Source organism: Amniculibacterium aquaticum (assembly GCF_003852705.1).
GTDB lineage: Bacteria > Bacteroidota > Bacteroidia > Flavobacteriales > Weeksellaceae > Amniculibacterium > Amniculibacterium aquaticum.
This window is the reverse complement of record NZ_REFA01000023.1, coordinates 17162-36989: the sequence shown is the minus strand read 5'-3', so window position 1 is coordinate 36989 and position 19828 is coordinate 17162. Positions and strand designations below refer to the sequence as shown.

General features: G+C 38.3%; 20 protein-coding genes. 9 read left to right on the top strand and 11 right to left on the bottom strand.

Going from position 1 to position 19828, the window contains the following annotated elements:
- Positions 1 to 111 precede the first annotated feature (111 nt).
- Positions 112 to 459: a hypothetical protein gene (locus EIY84_RS09725; RefSeq protein WP_124642656.1), complete on the bottom strand. Its 348-nt coding sequence runs from the start codon at positions 457 to 459 to the stop codon at positions 112 to 114.
- A 249-nt stretch (positions 460 to 708) separates the two neighbouring features.
- On the opposite strand from EIY84_RS09725, the gene EIY84_RS09720 reads away from it, so the two are divergent.
- Positions 709 to 1842, top strand: coding sequence for a serine hydrolase domain-containing protein (locus EIY84_RS09720; protein ID WP_241154773.1), 1134 nt, complete (start codon positions 709 to 711; stop codon positions 1840 to 1842).
- A 65-nt stretch (positions 1843 to 1907) separates the two neighbouring features.
- Here EIY84_RS09720 and EIY84_RS09715 read toward each other — a convergent pair whose 3' ends face one another.
- The 4 genes from EIY84_RS09715 to EIY84_RS09700 form a co-directional block, all read right to left on the bottom strand.
- Positions 1908 to 2603 (bottom strand): RluA family pseudouridine synthase, encoded by a 696-nt coding sequence (locus tag EIY84_RS09715; RefSeq protein WP_124642654.1) that lies wholly within the window; start codon positions 2601 to 2603, stop codon positions 1908 to 1910.
- An 8-nt stretch (positions 2604 to 2611) separates the two neighbouring features.
- Positions 2612 to 2929: a hypothetical protein gene (locus EIY84_RS09710; RefSeq protein ID WP_124642652.1), complete on the bottom strand. Its 318-nt coding sequence runs from the start codon at positions 2927 to 2929 to the stop codon at positions 2612 to 2614.
- A complete protein-coding gene (gene panB / locus EIY84_RS09705; protein ID WP_124642650.1) occupies positions 2929 to 3744 on the bottom strand; it encodes a 3-methyl-2-oxobutanoate hydroxymethyltransferase in 816 nt (271 codons plus the stop codon). Before panB ends, EIY84_RS09710 begins: the two co-directional genes overlap by 1 nt.
- Positions 3745 to 3817: 73 nt before the next feature.
- The gene (locus tag EIY84_RS09700; RefSeq protein ID WP_124642648.1) at positions 3818 to 4531 is read right to left on the bottom strand and encodes a Crp/Fnr family transcriptional regulator; all 714 of its coding nucleotides are present in this window, start codon (positions 4529 to 4531) and stop codon (positions 3818 to 3820) included.
- Between the two features lie 198 nt (positions 4532 to 4729).
- Between EIY84_RS09700 and EIY84_RS09695 the strand changes: the two genes are divergently transcribed.
- Positions 4730 to 7108: a heavy metal translocating P-type ATPase gene (locus EIY84_RS09695; RefSeq protein ID WP_124642646.1), complete on the top strand. Its 2379-nt coding sequence runs from the start codon at positions 4730 to 4732 to the stop codon at positions 7106 to 7108.
- Between the two features lie 53 nt (positions 7109 to 7161).
- On the opposite strand, the gene EIY84_RS09690 is transcribed toward EIY84_RS09695, so the two are convergent.
- Entirely contained in the window at positions 7162 to 9288 is a 2127-nt protein-coding gene (locus tag EIY84_RS09690; protein WP_124642644.1) for an elongation factor G, read from the bottom strand.
- A gap of 198 nt (positions 9289 to 9486) precedes the next feature.
- On the opposite strand from EIY84_RS09690, the gene EIY84_RS09685 reads away from it, so the two are divergent.
- The 6 genes from EIY84_RS09685 to EIY84_RS09660 all read left to right on the top strand — a co-directional run bounded on the left by EIY84_RS09685 (position 9487) and on the right by EIY84_RS09660 (position 13245).
- The gene (locus EIY84_RS09685) at positions 9487 to 10890 is read left to right on the top strand and encodes a nucleoside recognition domain-containing protein (protein ID WP_124642642.1); all 1404 of its coding nucleotides are present in this window, start codon (positions 9487 to 9489) and stop codon (positions 10888 to 10890) included.
- 18 nt (positions 10891 to 10908) lie between these two features.
- Positions 10909 to 11298, top strand: coding sequence for a hypothetical protein (locus tag EIY84_RS09680; RefSeq protein ID WP_124642640.1), 390 nt, complete (start codon positions 10909 to 10911; stop codon positions 11296 to 11298).
- Positions 11299 to 11301: 3 nt separating this feature from the next.
- On the top strand, positions 11302 to 11544 hold the full coding sequence (locus tag EIY84_RS09675; RefSeq protein WP_124642638.1) for a hypothetical protein: 243 nt from the start codon (positions 11302 to 11304) through the stop codon (positions 11542 to 11544).
- A gap of 66 nt (positions 11545 to 11610) precedes the next feature.
- Positions 11611 to 12126 carry a hypothetical protein gene (locus tag EIY84_RS09670; protein ID WP_124642636.1) on the top strand — a complete coding sequence of 172 codons (516 nt, stop codon included), beginning with the start codon at positions 11611 to 11613 and terminating at the stop codon, positions 12124 to 12126.
- A 12-nt stretch (positions 12127 to 12138) separates the two neighbouring features.
- Positions 12139 to 12846, top strand: a complete 708-nt coding sequence (locus tag EIY84_RS09665; protein ID WP_124642634.1) for a ribonuclease H-like domain-containing protein — start codon at positions 12139 to 12141, stop codon at positions 12844 to 12846.
- A gap of 69 nt (positions 12847 to 12915) precedes the next feature.
- A complete protein-coding gene (locus EIY84_RS09660) occupies positions 12916 to 13245 on the top strand; it encodes an iron-sulfur cluster assembly protein (protein WP_124642632.1) in 330 nt (109 codons plus the stop codon).
- 60 nt (positions 13246 to 13305) lie between these two features.
- On the opposite strand, the gene EIY84_RS09655 is transcribed toward EIY84_RS09660, so the two are convergent.
- Positions 13306 to 13827 carry a hypothetical protein gene (locus EIY84_RS09655; RefSeq protein WP_124642630.1) on the bottom strand — a complete coding sequence of 174 codons (522 nt, stop codon included), beginning with the start codon at positions 13825 to 13827 and terminating at the stop codon, positions 13306 to 13308.
- A 117-nt stretch (positions 13828 to 13944) separates the two neighbouring features.
- Here EIY84_RS09655 and mnmA point away from each other — a divergent pair, with 117 nt between their 5' ends.
- Positions 13945 to 15132, top strand: a complete 1188-nt coding sequence (mnmA, locus tag EIY84_RS09650; protein ID WP_124642628.1) for a tRNA 2-thiouridine(34) synthase MnmA — start codon at positions 13945 to 13947, stop codon at positions 15130 to 15132.
- Here mnmA and EIY84_RS09645 read toward each other — a convergent pair.
- The 4 genes from EIY84_RS09645 to EIY84_RS09630 form a co-directional block, all read right to left on the bottom strand.
- A complete protein-coding gene (locus EIY84_RS09645) occupies positions 15129 to 16058 on the bottom strand; it encodes a 2-hydroxyacid dehydrogenase (RefSeq protein WP_124642626.1) in 930 nt (309 codons plus the stop codon). The genes mnmA and EIY84_RS09645 overlap by 4 nt on opposite strands.
- A gap of 12 nt (positions 16059 to 16070) precedes the next feature.
- Complete coding sequence (locus tag EIY84_RS09640; RefSeq protein WP_124642624.1) at positions 16071 to 16586, bottom strand: acyl-CoA thioesterase; 516 nt, start codon at positions 16584 to 16586, stop codon at positions 16071 to 16073.
- Positions 16576 to 17301 (bottom strand): HU domain-containing protein, encoded by a 726-nt coding sequence (locus EIY84_RS09635; protein ID WP_124642623.1) that lies wholly within the window; start codon positions 17299 to 17301, stop codon positions 16576 to 16578. The genes EIY84_RS09640 and EIY84_RS09635 overlap by 11 nt, the downstream gene beginning before the upstream one ends.
- A 172-nt stretch (positions 17302 to 17473) precedes the next feature.
- On the bottom strand, positions 17474 to 19591 hold the full coding sequence (locus EIY84_RS09630) for a TonB-dependent receptor (RefSeq protein ID WP_124642621.1): 2118 nt from the start codon (positions 19589 to 19591) through the stop codon (positions 17474 to 17476).
- Positions 19592 to 19828 lie beyond the last annotated feature (237 nt).

The window sequence follows — 19828 nt, the reverse complement described above, 5'->3', positions numbered from 1 at the left end:
TTCTTTTGCATAGAGAAATTTGTAGTTATTTTTCCTCTAATATACTGAATACCAGTCTTTTAAACAAATAATTAACGCCTTTTTTTAAAGGTGTTTATCGATTTTTTTACTTTAAACAAGTTCAATATCAAAAACGGCAGTTTCAAAATTTATAACAGCAAATATAATATAAGCAACTGCAAATATAATATGAGCAACTGCAACAATAATATTCGTTACTGCAATTTCAAAATTAGCGACTGCGGAAAATAATTTAGCCACTGCGGAAATAAAACAAAGGTAAACAGCCAACGCAAAGAGTAATGCACATTTTGTATTTTGTTCAACTCTTTTGCCTGAGAAAATACAAAAAGAGCATTTCCCTTCCCTCTTTTTGCCCATGCCAAAAAAAGAATAAATTTCCCTCACCTCTCCTGCATATTTCCAAACACACAGCATAAAAAGCACAGCATATAACATGGTATTGCCAAAAGACGGGGTTGAATATATTCTTTGAGCATTCAGTTATCAATATCCACAAAAAACTTTTCCGCTTCATTTTTTTATGTAATTTAGAAGCGGAAAAAGTTTTTTGTTCAGGTTGGTTATTCTTTCCACTTTTAGTTATAAGTAGCCCGTCCTTCGGCAATACCCTTTCCGAAAGACGAAACTAAACAAATCCTTTTTTCTATCTTTAAATTTATTAAATTTGTGTAAACCGAATGCATTTTGAAAAAAGCAGTTAAAACCATCGCCGTTATCATGGCTTCCATCATTGCAATCATATATTCTTTAGGCTACGACTATCTCTTCAGCGGGATTGCCAAAACCTACTTGCGTGGGAAAACTTCGGCCACGATAGACGATGGATCTTTATTCAGCAGCAATACGATAAAAGCCGGCATCGCTCAGCCTTGGGAAAAGGATCAAAACTACAACAGCAAAACCCTCTCCGCAGCCATGATCAAAGATGTGCAAACGACCAAAACTGCTTCTTTTCTGGTGATAAAAGATGGGAAATTGGCTCAAGAACATTATTGGGACGGCAATGCATACACCAGAACCAATTCTTTCTCCATGGCAAAAGCCATAACGGTGATGCTTTTGGGAAAAGCCATAGAAGAAGGGCGGATAAAAGGTTTGGATCAGAAATTTTCTGATTTTTATGAAAATTATGCCCATGTTCCTTTTGGTAAAAACCTAACCATACAGAATTTGGCAGCTATGGAAGCAGGATTGGATTGGAATGAAGACTACCAAAATCCTTTTACACCAAATGCAAAAGCCTATTACGGAAAAAGCTTAGCAAAAGCAGTATTGTTAAGAGGCTTCAAAGAAGAACCCGGAAAAAAATTTGAATACCAAAGTGGAGCGACTCAGCTTTTAGGATTTGCCTTAAGAAAAGCTATAGACAAACCTCTTTCCAGTTATCTGTCCGAAAAATTCTGGCAACCTTTGGGTATGGAGCAAAATGCCTATTGGACTACGGACAGTAACGGTATGGAAAAAACTTTTTGCTGCATACATGCCGAATCCAGAGATTTTGCAAAATTGGGACAAATCCTCCTGAACAATGGTAAATGGCAAGACCAACAACTTTTGAGTAAAGCCTTCATTGATAAAATGAGAACGCCCAGCAAAGCATCAAACAACACTTATGGATTGGGACTTTGGATCAATTACGATCACCCCATCAAGCATTATTATTTTTGGGGACATCTGGGACAATACATCATTGTGGTTCCAGAAAAAAACATGATCATCGTAAGAACCGGAAGTTATGAAAACCAACCTAAAGACAATAAAAGTCGCCCCGAACAAGTATCATTTTTGGTTGAAGAAGCCGTAAAAATGTACCCATAAAAAAAGGAATTTGAATTCTTGTTCAAACTCCTTTTTTACGCAATAAACTTATATCTCCTTACAAATCACATCGTTTCGCAGGCTTGCCAAACGGCATCGTTTTTAGGTAAAGCTCCTACCACTACGATCAATTCTTTGGTGGTTGGATGTATAAATTCTAATTTCCTGGCATGCAACGAAATGCCTCCATCCGGATTGGATCGTGGTGCTCCGTACTTTAAATCGCCTTTTATCGGCGTTCCGTTCTTGGACAATTGTGCTCGAATTTGATGATGCCTCCCGGTTTCCAAATCGACTTCCAGAAGCAAATAACGATCTAAAGATTTTATGATTTGATAGGTCAATACAGCTTCTTTGGCACCTTCTGTGGGCTTTGTAAAAACAATGGCCTTGTTGTTTTTTTCATTTTTCTTAAGATAATGCACCAACCTCAACGATTGCGGAATTGCATCTTTGCCCACCAAAGCCCAATAGGTTTTCTTCACCTCTCGGTTTTTTACCATCTGTGTCAATCGACTGAGAGCCTTGGAAGTTTTGGCATAGATTACCAATCCCGAAGTGGGCCTATCAATGCGGTGTACCAAACCCAGAAAAACATTTCCTGGTTTTTGATCTCTAATTTTTATGAAATTTTTAACGGCTTCCAGCAACGATTCGTCACCGGTTTTATCTCCTTGCACCAACTGCCCCACTTTTTTATTAACCACCATCAAGTGATTGTCTTCATAGGCAATTTGGTCTGCACTAAACTCTTTAGACATAGAAAAAATTAAGCTCGAGGTCGATTAAAAATTGAAATGATAATTCCAGCAAAAAGTCCAATGGTTTTTATCGATGAAAACTGACTTTCTAAAGGCAAAAACGCACCTACCACACAAAACAAAGCAGCGGCATACATGGGATAGACCATCTTTGGATTGGGCAACATTTTACTTTGCAAGAAAAAACTTAACCCAATCAGGATGTAGAACAGCCGGTTGTATATCATCACATTGAGCTCGAAACTGAATGGTTTAGTCCATCCAACGACCAAACACAACAAGATGAGAACCGACAAAATAGCGTTATACGATTTTAATCTTTGCATCAGTAGCTTTCATTTTTATTTGGAAAATCCAAGTCTTTCACATCTTTCACATAATTGGAAATGGCACCTGTAATTTCAGAATAAAGATCCAAATATTTTCTTAGAAATTTTGGTGTAAAGCCCTTATTCATCCCGATCATATCGTGGTACACCAAGACCTGTCCATCACAATCCGGACCGGCACCAATCCCAATGGTTGGTATGGAAATACTTTCGCTCACTTTCTTTGCCAAATCGGCCGGAATTTTCTCTAAAACCAAAGCAAAACATCCCAATACTTCCAACAATTTGGCATCCTGGATTAGCTTTTCGGCCTCAGCTTCTTCTTTGGCTCTCACTTTATAAGTTCCAAATTGATATATGGATTGCGGTGTCAGTCCTAGATGTCCCATGACAGGAATACCGGCATTGACAATCTTACGAATGGAATCTTCAATTTCTTTACCGCCTTCAATTTTTACAGCATGCGCTCCGCCTTCCTTCATCATCCTTACGGCCGACTCCAAAGCTTTCTCAGGATTACTCTGATAGGTACCAAAAGGCAAGTCGGCCACTACCAAAGCTCTTTCGACCCCACGAACTACGCATTGCGTATGGTAAATCATGTGATCCAAAGTGATGGGCAAAGTGGTTTCGTACCCCGCCATAACATTGGCTGCGGAATCGCCAACCAATATGGTATCCACCCCACCGGCATCCACCATTTTGGCTGTTGTAAAATCGTAAGCCGTCAGCATGGTGATTTTTTCCTTGTCGAATTTCATTTTTCTCAAGGTCTCGGTGGTTATTTTTTTTATTTCTGAATGTACAGACATAAGAAATGGTATTTTAAACTTTAAAAATAATAAAAAAACAGTCGAAACCTTTACCGTTCGACTGTAAAAAATTTTATATTAGAACATGGCCCAATTTGATGAGTTTTTCTCGATTCAGAATTCGTATGTTTCTACCTTCTACTTCGATCAGTTGGTCGGTTTTGAATTCGGAGATCAAACGGATGGCGCTTTCTGTTGCCGTACCAATGAGGTTGGCTATTTCTTCTCTGGTTAGTGAAATTTTAATAAAACCTTCCGGGTCGGTTCCTAGTTTTTGTTCGAGCAAAATTAAAATTTCTGCCAAGCGTTCTCTAACGGTTTTTTGTGCTAAAAAAGCTACGGTATTGGCACTTTCTCCCAATTCGTAAGCGAATTTTTGCAGCATGGCATAGGCCATTTTAGAATCCACCTCCAGCAAATGTCTGAAGGTTGCTGCGGGGATAAAACGAGCCTTAATCTCGGTCATCGCTTCGGCTTTGGCTTGAAATTTTTCGCCGCACAAAAGAGAGCGGTAGCCAATCATGTCGCCTTCTTTGATAAATCTCAGGATATGATCTTTCCCATAAACGCCAGATTTAGAAAGCTTTGCTGTACCCGATTCAATCAGATAAATACCTTTTGGAAATTCGCCATCTTCAAAAATATCATCGCCTTTTTGAAAACTCATTTCTTCTTTTGTCGAATTGTACAATTCAAAATCTTCTGCAGAAATTCTGCTTTTCAGTTCATTTTCATCAAATGCGACTTTCAAAGCCTCTTCAATAGCAATTTGTTTTTCTAATGACATAAATAATGATATTTATCAGCAAAAGTATTGCTTTTTAAAATGAAAGGCAAAGTTTTTTATCTAATTTTGCATGTTAGAATTTATTCTAATTCTAAATAAAACAAGAGTTTATCCTCTTAATAGCCAATAAACACTCGTTTAATCTTTTTTAGAAATGAATAAGTTCAATCATTAAATTTAAAAATTCAGTTAAAAATCATGTCGGAAAATTGTTTTCACTGTGGACAACAAATAGAAAAAGAACGAATTGCTTTTGATGAAAAAATATTTTGTTGCAACGGGTGCAAATCGGTTTATGAAATCCTAAATCTGAACCAGCTAGGTAATTTCTATGAACTCAACAAAAATGCAGGAACCAGACCGGACGAAAACTCGACACAATTTGATTATTTGGACACCCAAGAAATTTTTGATAAAGTAACCGATTTTTCTGAAGGCAGTACCAGTTTAGTCACCTTCAAAATCCCGGTCATCCATTGTTCATCGTGCATTTGGCTGTTGGAAAGCCTTCATACCTTGAATGAAAACATCAAATACAGCCAAGTTAATTTCACCAGAAAAACCGTTCAGATTTCCTTTAACCATCAAGAATTAAAGTTGAGTGAATTGGCAAAATTCCTCACCAATTTGGGGTACAAACCGGTCATTAGCCTAGAGACCGCCGACAAAAAAGAAGAAAAACTGGACAAGACTCTTTTGATAAAATTAGCGGTTGCCGGTTTTGCTTTTGGTAACGGAATGTTCTTTTCCTACCCGGAATACGCCCAAGAAATCATGGGAACTACGGATATTTGGATGAATTCTTATAAAAATCTTTTCCGTTTTATCATGTTTTTACTGGCCACTCCAGTGGTTTTTTATTCGGCTTCGGATTATTTTAAATCGGCTTGGTTTGGTCTTAAAAACAAAATCGTAAACATTGATGTACCTATTGTTTTGGGTATCATCATGCTTTACGGAAGAAGCATCTATGAGGTGTTAACCGACTTCGGACCCGGTTATTTTGATACTTTATGTGGGTTGTTGTTTTTCATGCTTCTTGGTAAAACCTTTCAAAAAAGAACTTATTCCGCACTTTCCTACGATAGAGATTACAAATCTTTTTATCCGATTGCGGTTACTAAGGTCGATTTTGAAGGCCAACAACAAAACATTCTACTTTCTGAACTGAAGGTGGGCGATAGAATTATGGTGAGAAATCAAGAAATAATCCCTGTTGATGCCATCTTGATTTCGGGAAATGGAAACATCGACAACTCGTTCATCACGGGTGAGAGCGCTACCATTGCAAAAAAACCAGGTGACAAAATCTTCGCCGGTGGAAAACAATCCGGAGCGATCTTGGAACTTGAAGTGATAAAAAATGTGGACCAAAGTTACCTGACCCAACTTTGGAACAAAGAAGCCTTCAAAAAACATGAAAACGGTTTGGATACCATCACCAATACCATTTCCAAATATTTCACTTTTATCATTCTTGGTATTACGGCCATAGCAGCGATCTATTGGATACAGCACGATTTCGAGAAAATGTTCCAAGTAGTTGCTGCCATCCTCATCATTGCTTGTCCTTGTGCTTTGGCACTATCGGCACCGTTCACTTTTGGACACATCATGAGGATTTTAGGTAAAAATCATTTTTATGTAAAAGACACCTTAACCATAGAAAAACTGGCGAAAATAGACACTTTGGTTTTTGACAAAACAGGAACCATCACCCACAACAAAAAATCAAACATACAATACGAAGGAGATTTGTTGGAAGAATTTGATCTCGCCAACCTAAAATCTTTACTGAAAAACTCCAACCATCCTTTATCTAAAGCGTTGTACGATTCTTTAGACAACAAAGATGAATATTTCCCAATAGAAAATTTTAAAGATACACCCGGCAGAGGTTACCAGGCCGATGTAAGAAGCCAATCGTATAAAATTGGAGCCGCAAGTTTTATTGGACAAACCTCACAAAACATGGAAACGGCGGTTTATATTTCTAAAAACGACATTTTCTTGGGCAAATTCATTTTTAAAAATGAATACAGAAAAGAGATCAAAACCATGTTCGATCAATTGGAAAATTACCACATTGACATCCTGAGTGGCGACAATTCTTCTGAGGAAAATCAGTTGAAATCTTTGGCAACAAAAGCCGAAGAGATGCGCTTCAACCAAAACCCTGAGGACAAACTAAATTATATACAAGAACTGCAATCTCAAGGTAAAAAAGTGGCCATGTTTGGTGATGGACTGAACGATGCCGGTGCATTAAAACAAGCGAATGTAGGCATTGCAATTGCCGATGACACCAACGCTTTCACCCCATCTTCTGATGTAATTATGAAAGGGGAGAACATCGTTGATGTCAAAAAATATTTGGACCTGTCCAAAGATGCCATCAACATTGTGAAAATCATGTTTGTCATCAGTTTCTTATACAATATTGTGGGGCTTAGCTTTGCTGTTACTGGAGAGTTGTCGCCATTGATCTGTGCCATTCTGATGCCCATTTCTTCGATAACCATCGTAGCGCTAACTTCATTACTGACTTACATTCGGGCACATAAATATTTTAAATAATCAAAAACAAGTATAAAAAGAGGCGTTCAAAAAAAATCTGAACGCCTCTTTGTTTATATTTCATGTCGTTTGGCTTCGTACTCTTTCACCAATTCTTTTTGAATGTTGGGCGGCACCAATTGATAGTCCGAAAGTTTCATGCTAAACTTCGCTTTCCCGCCGGTTATCGCTCTTAGCTGGGTTCCGTAGTTGTCCAATTCTGCCAGAGGCACCTCGGCTGTGATCTTTTGGTAACGATCTTCAGAATCCATTCCGGAAATAATACCTCTTCTGGTTTGCAAATCGCCCATCACATCGCCTGTTGCATCGTTTGGACACAAAATTTCTATACGATACATGGGCTCTAAAAGTTGTGGAGAAGCTTGATGAAACGCCTCTTTAAAAGCTCCCGATGCAGCCAACTGAAAGGAAATATCATTGGAGTCCACGCTGTGCATTTTTCCATCGAAAACCGACACCCTAATATTCTGGCATGGCGATCCTGTCAAAGGTCCGTTTTTCATCTGTTGCATAATTCCTTTTTTGATGGCAGCAATGTATCGGTTATCGATGGCACCTCCAACGATGCACCAATAAAACGCCAATTTGCAACCCCATGGGAGGGTTTCAATTTCATGCTGTCGGATGTTCATCCCTTTGGGTTCGTCCATTCCATCAAAATAATTTTCGACTCTCAGGTGGATTTCTCCAAATTGTCCGGCACCACCCGATTGTTTTTTATGTCGATACTCGGCACTGGAAGCTCCAACAATGGTTTCTCTATATGAAATTTTTGGGCTTTTCATTTTCATTTTCACGCCCGATTCTTTTTCAATTCTTTGTTTCAGCAGGTCCAAATGCAACTGACCTTGTCCACCCATCACCGACTCGTGGGTGTCGGCATCTATTTCTAAAGACAATGTGGGATCTTCTTCTTTTATTTTATTGATGGTTGCAAAAAGTTTTTCCGTATCCGAAGAATTTTCAGCAAAAATGGTTTTCCGTAATCTACTTTCTGGGAAAACAATAGGGCTCACTTTTAGTTTTACTCCCTTGCTGTTCAAAGTATTGTTGGTGTGTGAATTTTTCAGCTTGATGGTCAGTCCTAGATCGCCAGCTTTCAATTCGGAAACGCTAATTCGTTCTTTTCCTTCGGCTACAAAAATCTGAGCCAGTCTTTCGGTTTCGTTGTTATCGGCGTTAACCAATTCGTCTCCGGGTTTTATCGTTCCCGATAGGACTTTAAAATACGAAATAAGTCCTACTTGTGGTTCAGAAGTTGTTTTATATATAAAAATTGTGTTTTTGCCTTGGCTATCGCAAACCAGTTCGTCTCCATTTTCCAAAATTGTATTGGGTCTATCTGCAGGACTGGGTGCAATATCATTGATAAAACCCATCAATCGGCCACTTCCCATATCTTTGAGCCCTGAGGTTACGAACACCGGAACAAACTTTTGTTGTGCCAAAGCAATGGTGAGACCTTTTGCTAAATCTTCTTCTGAAAGTTGACCTTCTTCAAAATATTTTTCCATCAGTCCATCTTCATTTTCCGCAGCAATTTCTACCAAAACGGAGTGCAAGACTTTGGCTTTTTCAATTTCCGAATCCGGAATGGGCTTTTTTTCTGGTTTTCCACCAAGAGCAGGAAAATCGTACATCACCATTCGAAGGGCATCAATGATTTGATGAAATCCTTCACCAGTTCGCATCGGATACTGAACACTTACCACATGATTTCCAAACAATTCCTGGGCTTCGCTCAAACTTTTTTCAAAATCAGCTTTGGGATGATCGACCTGATTGATTGCCACAATGCATGGCGTATTAAATTTTTTGATGTATTCCCAAACCAATTCAGTACCCACTTCGACACCGGAACTTGCATTAAGAGTAATCACTGCTGTATCTGAAATTTTCAAGGAGGAAATAACCTCACCTATAAAATCATCAAATCCCGGAGTATCCAAAATGTTAATTTTATTTTCCTTCCACGGAACAAACATCTGATGAGAGTAGATGGTACTCTCCCTTTCGTGCTCTATCTCCGTATCGTCCGACACGGTGTTGTGATTTTCAATGCTGCCTCTTCGTCTAATTTTTCCACCTTCAAAAAGCATGGTTTCTATAAGAGTCGTTTTACCAGACCCGGAATGACCGAGTATGGCAACATTTCTGAGATTTTGCGTATTGGTCGTCATAAATTGTGATTTTTTGCATGGTTTGAGAATAAATTTTGAAATTTATTTGATGAATTAAAATTACAAAAGTTTTTCTTAAGTTTTGAAAACAAGAGGGTTAAAAAAAACATGAGCGATCTCACTTTATAAAAACACCTCCCTTAAAAGTTAATTTTTTTTAACCAAGTTTTTCTTACATTTAACAAAATTTTTCAAGACATGGTTCTTTCAAGGATATGGACAGCCTTCATTCTTATTGCAATATTGGTTGCCAGCATAAAATTTGTTTTTACAGGAAATTACGACAGCATCTATAACGATATGGTTGTGGGCAAAGGTGGAGACACCATACAAATTGCAAGTCAAAAATTTTCTTCATTACCTCTTGAAACCCAACAAAAGTTAGAAAAATCGCCGTTGTTGGATGAAAATTACATTCATTATAAAACAGATTCTTTAAAACAAACTGTTACTGTTTTTCGCATCCAAGAAACCGATGGAGTTATTGGAACTTCCAAAACTGCTGTGGAAATCTGCTTGGGACTCATCGGGATTATGACGCTGTTCATGGGTTTTATGTCCATTGCTGAAAAAGCAGGTGGCATCAATCTTTTATCGCGATTTATACAACCCTTTTTCTCGAAATTATTTCCGGAAATTCCTAAAAACCACCCGGCTTTTGGACACATGATGCTCAATTTTTCGGCCAATCTATTGGGTTTGGACAATGCCGCAACACCTTTTGGACTAAAAGCGATGGACAGTTTGCAAAGTCTAAATCCCGACAAGGACAAGGCGAGCAACGCACAAATCATGTTTCTTTGTCTTCATGCCAGCGGTCTTACTTTGATACCGGTTTCTATAATTGCCATTCGAGCCTCGATGGGATCACAAACGCCTACCGACATTTTCCTTCCGTGCATGATTGCGACTTTTATGGCAACCATGGCAGCAATGACCATCGTCTCAATCAAACAAAAAATTAATCTTTTCCAGCCTGCTGTATTGCTTTTTGTTGGCGGTATTTCTGCCATAATCGGCGGATTGGTGGTCTATCTGGTCCAGCTAAGCAAGGACGAGTTGGACCAATTCAGTAAAGTGATGAGCAATGGAATTATCCTATTTATTTTCTTTGCCATCGTTTTGGGCGGATTGTACAAAAAAATAAACATATTTGATGCTTTTATCGATGGAGCCAAAGAAGGTTTCACGACCTGTGTCAAAATTATTCCGTATTTGGTGGGGATGCTCATCGCCATTTCTTTGCTCAGGACCTCCGGAGTTTTTGATGTAATTATTAGCGGAATGAAATGGGTAGCCGAAGTGGTTGGCGCCGATTCTCGATTTGTAGATGGACTCCCAACAGCACTTATCAAACCTCTATCGGGATCCGGAGCAAGAGGGATGATGGTGGATACGATGACCACTTTTGGAGCCGACAGTTTTCAAGGAAAACTAGCAGCTGTCCTACAAGGAAGTTCGGATACGACCTTCTATGTAATCGCTGTTTATTTTGGAGCGGTTGCCATTAAAAACACCAGATACACGGTATGGGCAATGCTCTTAGCCGATTTGGTAGGAGTCATAACCTCGGTTGTCTTGGCGTATTTATTCTTTGCCTAATTTTAAAATTAAAAAAAAATGATTCACGATAAAGATTATATCATCCGTATTGTTAAACAATTTTCAGAAGCCCTCAACCGATTGATTTTGGAAAAAAATGAAGGGAAAATCGAAGACGACCAAAGGATTTTCGACACCCAAATGAACGATGTTTTCAAAATGGATTTTGACCAATTTTCTGCGCTTTCCACAGATGAAATTGTAGAAATTGTAGAACAAAAAGATACCCACCATCATGTGCCTTACTTGGAATTGTTGGGACATCTTTTCTTTGCCAAAGGAACACTGGACAACAATCCCTCTTTTTTCGATAAATCTAAATTTTTCTATGAAAAATACCTCCAAAAAAGTGGTGTTTTTTCCCTGCCCATCATCAACCGGATTTCAGAAATAAATTCAAAAATTTAGGCTATGGAATTGATTACTGTAAACATTTACAATACCGAGTTTGAAGCACAAATTTTCAAATTATTTTTGGAAGAAAACGACATTGATGCTTTTATCTTCAACACCAATTCGGTGGCAATGTATCCCATTTTCAACAGTTCCATTGGCGGATACAAATTGCAAGTGGATCGAGAAGATTTTATAAAAGCAAAATACCTTTCGGATCAATTCTACAATCGTGAAAATGACGAACAAGAAGCCATGTAACTTAATCAATTCTCAATAAGAATTGAACATTTTTTTTATAAATTTGAATCGTAAACATCATTTATCATGGATCTTTCTCAAGTCAAATTGCACCTCAACACATACCTCGAACATCAGCAAGTCCTGGATGCGGCGTATTTTATCGTCAGCAGTTTTGGTTTGGCCAATGACAATTGGGGGCGTTTTGATTTTAGAAAAGATGAAAATAAAGAACTTATCGTTCTCACTACGGATGGCGAAGTTGGAGCGCCTCAAGTCATCATGATTCCTAAGAATTTATTTGATTTTGACTTCAATTTGGTGATTAACTTGATTGCCCATGAAATGGTTCACATCCATCAAAAAACCATAGCTCCTTATGTAGAGGACAAAAATGAAAGAGAGTTTCAGGCGCATTACGAAATGCTTTTCCACAAAAGATATCCTAACATTCCGGACATGTCCAATTTTCACAAAGTATGGTTTGGGAAAAGAGCCTTAGACTATTACAAAAGAATGGGAGAAGAGAGCGATTTACAACAAAAATATGCCGAGCAAAAATTAGAAATAGACCTTCTCATCAACTCAATAGCACAACCATAAAACCTTTAGATCATGCTTCAAAACATCCCTTTCGAGAAAATATTATTTTTGGACATAGAAACCGTCTCTCAGTTTGGGAACTGGGACGAAGTCTCTGAAACCGAGCAATATCTTTGGGAAAAGAAAACCCGATTTCAAAGAAAAGAGGAAGTTGGTGCAGAAGATTTTTATATTGAACGGGGCGGAATTATGGCCGAATTCGGAAAAATAATATGCATTTCTGTAGGAATGATGGATCATGGTGGCAAACTAAGAATTAAAAGTTTTGCCGGGGATAATGAAAAAAAATTACTAGAAGATTTTGGACAAATGTTTAACAAACCCAAAATGCGTGACATTATCCTTTGCGCCCACAACGGCAAAGAGTTCGACTTTCCGTGGATCGCCCGTCGGTTTTTAATCAACGGTATGATGCCTCCACTTCCCTTTCAATTATTCGGAAAAAAACCTTGGGAAATCCCACATCTCGACACCATGGAATTGTGGAAATTCGGAGATTACAAAAGTTTTGTCTCCTTAGAACTTCTTGCTCATGTCTTCGGAATCTCGACACCCAAAGACGACATTGACGGTTCAATGGTTTCATCAATCTATCATATAGAAAAAGATTTATTTAGAATAATTCTATATTGTGAGAAAGATGTCTTAACTTTGTGCAATATTTTTAGACGGATGCGACAAGAGGACTTGTTGGAACGATCTGAAGATGAAAACAAGTAAAATTTTTCAGAAAAAATCCATTAAAAAGTTAAGTTTAGCTTTTAAAATGGAAAAATGGTGACTCTATTTATGAAATACACAGACGAACAAATTACAGCCATTGGTGAAGATATTGTAAAAACCCTAAAAACGGTTTATGACCCAGAAATTCCGGTGGACATTTATGAATTGGGACTGATTTATGATGTTCAGGTATCCGAAGATGGACTTGCAAAAATTATCATGACCCTTACAACCCCCAACTGTCCTGTTGCCGAGTCCATGCCGCAAGAGGTGAAAGACAAAGTGAAAACGGTTGAAGGCGTAATCGATGTAGATTTGGACCTAACCTTCGAACCCATGTGGAACAAAGACATGATGAGTGAGGAAGCAAAATTTGAATTGGGAATCCTTTACTAATCCATTAAAAAAAAATAATAATAAAAAATCCTCTCATCCAAAAAATATGAGAGGATTTTTTTATAAACCAAACACCACCCCAACTTGTGGTACAAAACCGCTCCCGAAGACGGATTTGTTTTTGTCGTACAACACATTGTACATCGCACCAATTTGCATATAAGCACTATCTCCCAACCTTTGCATATAACCGCCACCTAGATACAAAACCGATTCATTGTTTTTCGTATTCAGATTGTTGTATCGGTTTCTATAATTGATGAAATACTCTTGGAACATCCCGGAAATATATGCTGTTCGTGCAAAATAATAATTTGCATAAGGACCAACGCCTATCATGGTAGAATTGAAATAACTGTTGTTGTTCCAAGTAAAATTACCGGCAGCTCCCAATTCGAAATTTTCAGAAACTTTATATCCAACTTTTGGAGTAACATAGATCGATGTCCCACCAGAACCGGTACCAAGCCCGGCATACCCACCAAAAGTCCAATTGTTTTGCGTTTGGATACCGCCCAATCCGATTTGAGAAAAAGCAAATACCGAAATCCCCAAGGTAAGGGTTGAAATTATTTTTTTCATAATTTGAATTTTATACATATTTCAAAATTACATCATTTAACGAATAAATCGATTATTCGTCCTTAAAATTGTAAATTTGCAACTTCTATTTAACTCAAAATATAATTCTTTTATTCAATGAAAATCGTAGTTGGACTTTCTGGTGGTGTAGATTCTAGTGTTACTGCATATCTTTTGCAACAACAAGGTCATGAAGTGATCGGACTTTTTATGCGCAATTGGAACGATGCTTCGGTGACTTTAGAAGACGAATGCCCATGGATAGAAGACAGCAACGATGCTTTGATGGTTGCACAGAAACTGAATATTCCGTTTCAAGTGATCGACATGAGCGATCTGTACAAAGAAAGAATTGTAGATTACATGTTTTCCGAATACGAAAAAGGACGCACTCCCAACCCCGATGTCTTGTGCAACCGCGAAGTAAAGTTTGATGTATTTCTTCAAACCGCACTTTCCTTAGGTGCCGAAAAAGTAGCAACCGGACACTATGCCCGATTGGGAACGACAACCGACAAAAACGGAAATGAAATTTACCAACTTCTGGCCGGAAAAGACAACAACAAAGACCAAAGCTACTTCCTTTGTCAGCTGAACCAAGAACAACTTTCCAAGGCTTTGTTTCCGATTGGCGAACTAACAAAACCCGAAGTTAGAGAAATTGCCAAAGAAATTGGATTGGTCACGGCCGATAAAAAAGACTCTCAAGGATTGTGTTTCATTGGAAAAGTTTCTTTGCCGGAATTTTTGAAGCAACAACTTCAGCCCAAAGAAGGAGAGTTGGTGGAGATCTTCCGCGATTACCAAGGTTTCCAGACCGAAACCCCAATGTTCTCTTCAAAAAAAGATGAGTTGGAATTTCTTTCTGCCAAAATCCATTATGAGAAAAAGGATGGCAAAGTTATTGGCAAACACCAAGGAGCCCAATATTATACCATTGGCCAAAGCAAAGGACTAGGCATTGGTGGGCATAAAGAAAGTTGCTATGTAATCTCCAGAGACATGACCAACAACATTATTTTTGTAGGCGAAGGCAACACATTCCCTGGATTGTTCAGAAAAGCGTTAAAAATAAACAACAACGAAGTGCACTGGGTAAGAGAAGATCTAAAACTTTTGCCGGGACAGTCCATGGAGATCATGGCAAGAATCCGATACCGACAAGCACTAGAAAAAGCTAAAATTTTCCAGTTTGAAAATGCCTTGTACATGGAATTCGAACATCCACAATCAGCCATTGCCGAAGGGCAGTTCGCAGCATGGTACCTGGACGACGAGCTCTTGGGAAGTGGCGTAATTTCCTAAGCGAATTCTTTAACGATTTTATCGACAATAAATTGGGCCAGTTTTTCTTTGCTCTGTACCGTCCATCCTCCGATGTGTGGGGTAATGATGGCTTGGTCGGATTGCAATAAGAAATTCAGGTCTTCGTTTTGGTGATCCAAACTTTCGAAAGAAGCTTTTTCAAACTCTAAAACATCCAGACAAACTCCTTTTATCTTTCCAGACTTCAAGGCAGAGACTACGGCATTGGTTTTCACATTTTTGCCTCGGGCAGTATTGACCAAATAGAAATTATTTTTCATTTCATCAATAAATTTCTCGTCGATCAAATAGTGGGTTTCTTTGGTTATAGGAATGTGCAAACTAATGATTTCGGCTTGGCTTTTCAGCTCTTCTAAAGAAACTTGTTGGGCATAATTGTCTCCGATGTTCTCTAAAATATCATAGAAAATAACACGGCATCCAAAACCCGAAAACCGTTTTGCCGTGGCTTTTCCCATATTTCCATAACCGATGATGCCAACGGTTTTCCCCATCAATTCGTCGCCTCGGTTTTCTTCTCTTTTCCAGATGCCTTGCTTTACTTCAGAAGTGGCGATGTTGAATCGGTTCATTAACATCAACAGCATTCCCAAAACATGCTCGGCTACAGAATCACGATTACCTTCTGGCGAATTGATGAGCGAGATGCCTAATTCTTCAGCAACATCCACGGCGATATTTTCCATTCCGGCGCCCACTCTAGCAATAAACTTCAGATGGCTGGAATTTCTCAAAAAATTTTCATCCAACGGAATACGACTTCGAATAACGATTCCTTGGTAGTTATTAATTTTCCTAAGTACTTCATCGTAAGTCGATTGATGATCTTCATCCACAACAAAGCCTTTATCCATCAACTGTTGTGCAATTAACGGATGGTTTTTATCCAATTGTAAAATTCGCATGATTGGGATAGTCTATTTTTCAGAAAATAATTTTTTCAGCTCTACAGAATCTTCAGCTTTCATCCTTCCGGAAAGGATCAATGACAGTTCCTTTCTGCGGAGTGCTGCCAAATGCCTGTCTTTCTCCAAAATGGTTACAGGTACCATTTCCGGTATTTTAACAGGAACATTGTTTTCATCCACCGCAACAAAAGTATAAATGCCTTCGTTGGTGTGTACTTTCTTTTTCAGGATGGGATCGTCCAACCATACATCAACATATATTTCCATAGAAGTAGAAAATGCTCTGGAAACTTTGGACTCCAAAACCACTACGCCTCCTTCCGGAATGGGATGCTTGAACGACACATGGTTTACCGATGCCGTAACTACGCGGGTTTCGCTATGTCTGGATGCAGAAATTGCAGCGCAGCGATCCATTTTTGCCAAAAGTTCTCCACCAAAAAGATTTCTAAGAGAATTGGTTTCGTTGGGAAGGACGATATTGGTCATGATGGTCAATGACTCGGAAGCGGTTTTACTTTCCATTTTGTGACGGTTTTTTAGTTGTTGTGGTCGGTATTGGACTTGTTAATGAGTCTTTCTGTAAGCTGTCTTTTTTAGGTTCAACCTTTAGAGTATCTATTTTTTCCTTTGTGTCTATCCTGTGCGTCGAGTTTTTCACAACCAAATCATCAAAGGATTTTTTTCCAAAAATAAGTTCTTGCTGAGTATATCCAAAATAAAGCAATCCCAAAACAGGTATCACCAATAAAAATATCCATAATAAAACAGATACGGTCTTGTTCGTGTCTTTTGGGATGTTGCCTTTTGGCGTTTTGTACTTACTGGACTTTTGTACATCGGTAATATTAATTTCTTCTAAACCAAAGAAATCCGAGTTTTCAGATTCAATTCTATAGCCTGAGAATTTAAAATCCTGTTGGTCAAACTCGCCCAAACCATCGATCAACAAAGGTTGTCCAGAGTATAGAGTCGAATTCCAAGAGTCCACCTGATCTTTCAATAATTTTTCTATACGATCGGGTGTTACTTGATTTCTTTTTGCTAAAAACTGTATTAATCCTTCGTCATTTTGATTTTCATTTTTATTAAAAATAATGAGTTGTGACGGTGGAAGAAGAGTTTTGGTTTGGTCGTTGAATTGAGCTCCGGTTTTTTCAATGGTAAATTGACCAAAACCCGGAACTGAAGCCTTACCAAAGAGCTTCAAAAAAGCTAAAATATCTGCTGAAATATTCATTTGGGTGCAAATTTAGATATTTTTATTGAAACGAAAACCATTGATTTTCTTTGATTTCAACCGATTTGAATCTGATTTTAACAAAAATTGCAAACGATGCGCCGTGTTTTTCAATATTAAATTAAAAAAAATCGGAAAATCCATGACTTTCCGATTGTGATAAAAATTGATGTTAATTGAATTTCAGACTAATTCCCAACATGTAATTGGTTCTGGCTTGTGCATAATAATACGGCACACCATAGTCGGCTCCGTAATTGGTGTATTTGGTGTTAAATATATTGTTGATTAATAGATGAAATCCCCATTCCGTATTTTTCCATTTGGTTTTGTAAGTTCCGATAAAATCCGAGAGGTAGTATGAATTTAATTTATATTCCTCAGATTGCGAATTGTTGATGTATTGTTTTCCCACAGCTTTGTTGACCCAAGAGAGTTCTAAATTTTTAATAGGCAAATAGCTTAAGGTAAGGTTTCCGATAAAATTAGGAGAAAGTGCCAAGTCGGTTTTTCCTAAATTCTCAGTTCCATTTGCGGTTTCTATTTTATAATCCACATTTTTATTCTGGCTAAAATTCAGGTTGGTTTTAACATTAATTTGATCTGAAAAACGATAGCCTACTGCGACCTCTAAACCTCGTCTGTAACTTTCGCCTACATTTTTATGCAGGGCAGCTCCTACCTCATTCAGCTCACCCGTAACCACCAGCTGATCTTTGTACAACATATAGTACAAGTTGGCGCTCATATTAAGATTGCCCAAATTATAATGATAACCCAACTCAAAATCGTGCAATTGCTCCGGTTTGATGTCTGTATTTTCTTTCAAATCACTTCTTCCCGGCTCACGATGGGCGTTGGCATAAGAAAGATAAACGACTCCTGAGTCCAGATGATAATTGACGCCCACTTTTGGATTGAAGAAGGAATATTTTTTATCAAAAACTGGATTTTCATCCGGATTGGCTTTTTGTACCGTCGATTGATATTGGATGCTTCTGACTTGTAGATCTCCAAAAAACTCGTATCTATCCCATTTGTACAATGCTTTTGCATAAGCAGAAATTTCATTTTTCACCCCTTCATTTCTATAATATTCAAAAGGAAGGATCAATTGCTGCAAATAAGAGCCGCTGGTGATTTCTCCGTAATGATCCCCTTTGTATTGGTTGGCAACCACGCCAAAATTAAGATCCCAGTTGTTCAGTTTACCACTCAATTCAGACACCATTCCGTAGAATTTATTGTCCATCCATTTCTGTCTTATTAAATCGCCTCTGGAGATTGTAGTTCCGTTCACGACTAAATTTGGCAGTCCGTACTTTGAAAATTTCTGATTGGATTTGTAATTATCATAAAAGCCTTGACCTTTGGTGTAATGCAGGGTTGTGGACAAGTCCCAGACCGAGTTCAACTTTTGTTGCCAAAGAAAATGATAATGTTGCTGCTTGTAGTTGTCGGTTTCATTTTTATAGAAGCCTAAAATATTTCCATCGGCATCGTAGATCTCTCCAGCTGAGTTGTATCTAGGATTGCTTTCGTACTGTTCTTTACTAATCCCATTCCACGCTTGATAGGTTTTTTCGTTTCCACCAAAAGTTAAGAATCGCAATTTGGTATTTCCATTTTTGTAGGCTGCAGTAAAATTATACGAATTCAAATCGGAAAATGCCCTATCGATGTATCCGTCGGATTTTATAATGGAATAGCGACCTCCAAACAAAAGTTTCCCATCCAGAAGACTTCCTGTTGCCGCTTCGAAGGTATGTTTCTGGGTATTGAATGACCCATAAGAATTCATCGTGCTTACAAAAGCTTTTTCCGATGGATCAGCCGTTAGGATATTAACACTCGCTCCAAAAGCTGCAGATCCGTTGGTCGATGTGCCCACACCTCTCTGAATGACGATGTTGGATGCTGAAGAGGCGACATCTGGGATGTTCACAAAAAAAGTTCCTTGAGACTCGCTATCGTTAAACGGAACTCCATTCAGCATAACATTGATGCGACTCCCTTCTACCCCTCTAATTTTCAGCCCGGTATAGCCGACACCATTTCCAGCGTCCGAAGTCGTTTCGATAGAAGTTTGATTTTTTAATAAAATGGGCAAATCCTGTCCCAAATTTTTATTGCCCAAATCTTTCTTAACCTGGATAATTTCCTTGGTCACAGGAAGCTTTTTCAGGAGCCTTACCTCACCGATATTTTGAGTTTTTAGAGAATCTTGCACCGAGTTTTGCGCAAAGTAAAATGGACCCATACACAGTCCTAAAAAAATAAATCCTTTCATTCTTTTAAATTTTATAATTAAATTTATTGGAATAAAAGGGGTTCGCGATAAGTTATACAAACCTCATGCTCCAACCTATTGTACACTAAGTTGGCGAGGCGTCCCTAAACAGCATTACCTGTTCCAGGTTCATTGGGTATAATCTCAGCTTGTTACAGCACCCCTTAAATTTCTGTTGGCAAAGCTACTGTTTTCTGAGCATTACATCAAAATAAAAAGATAGAATTTATTTATATT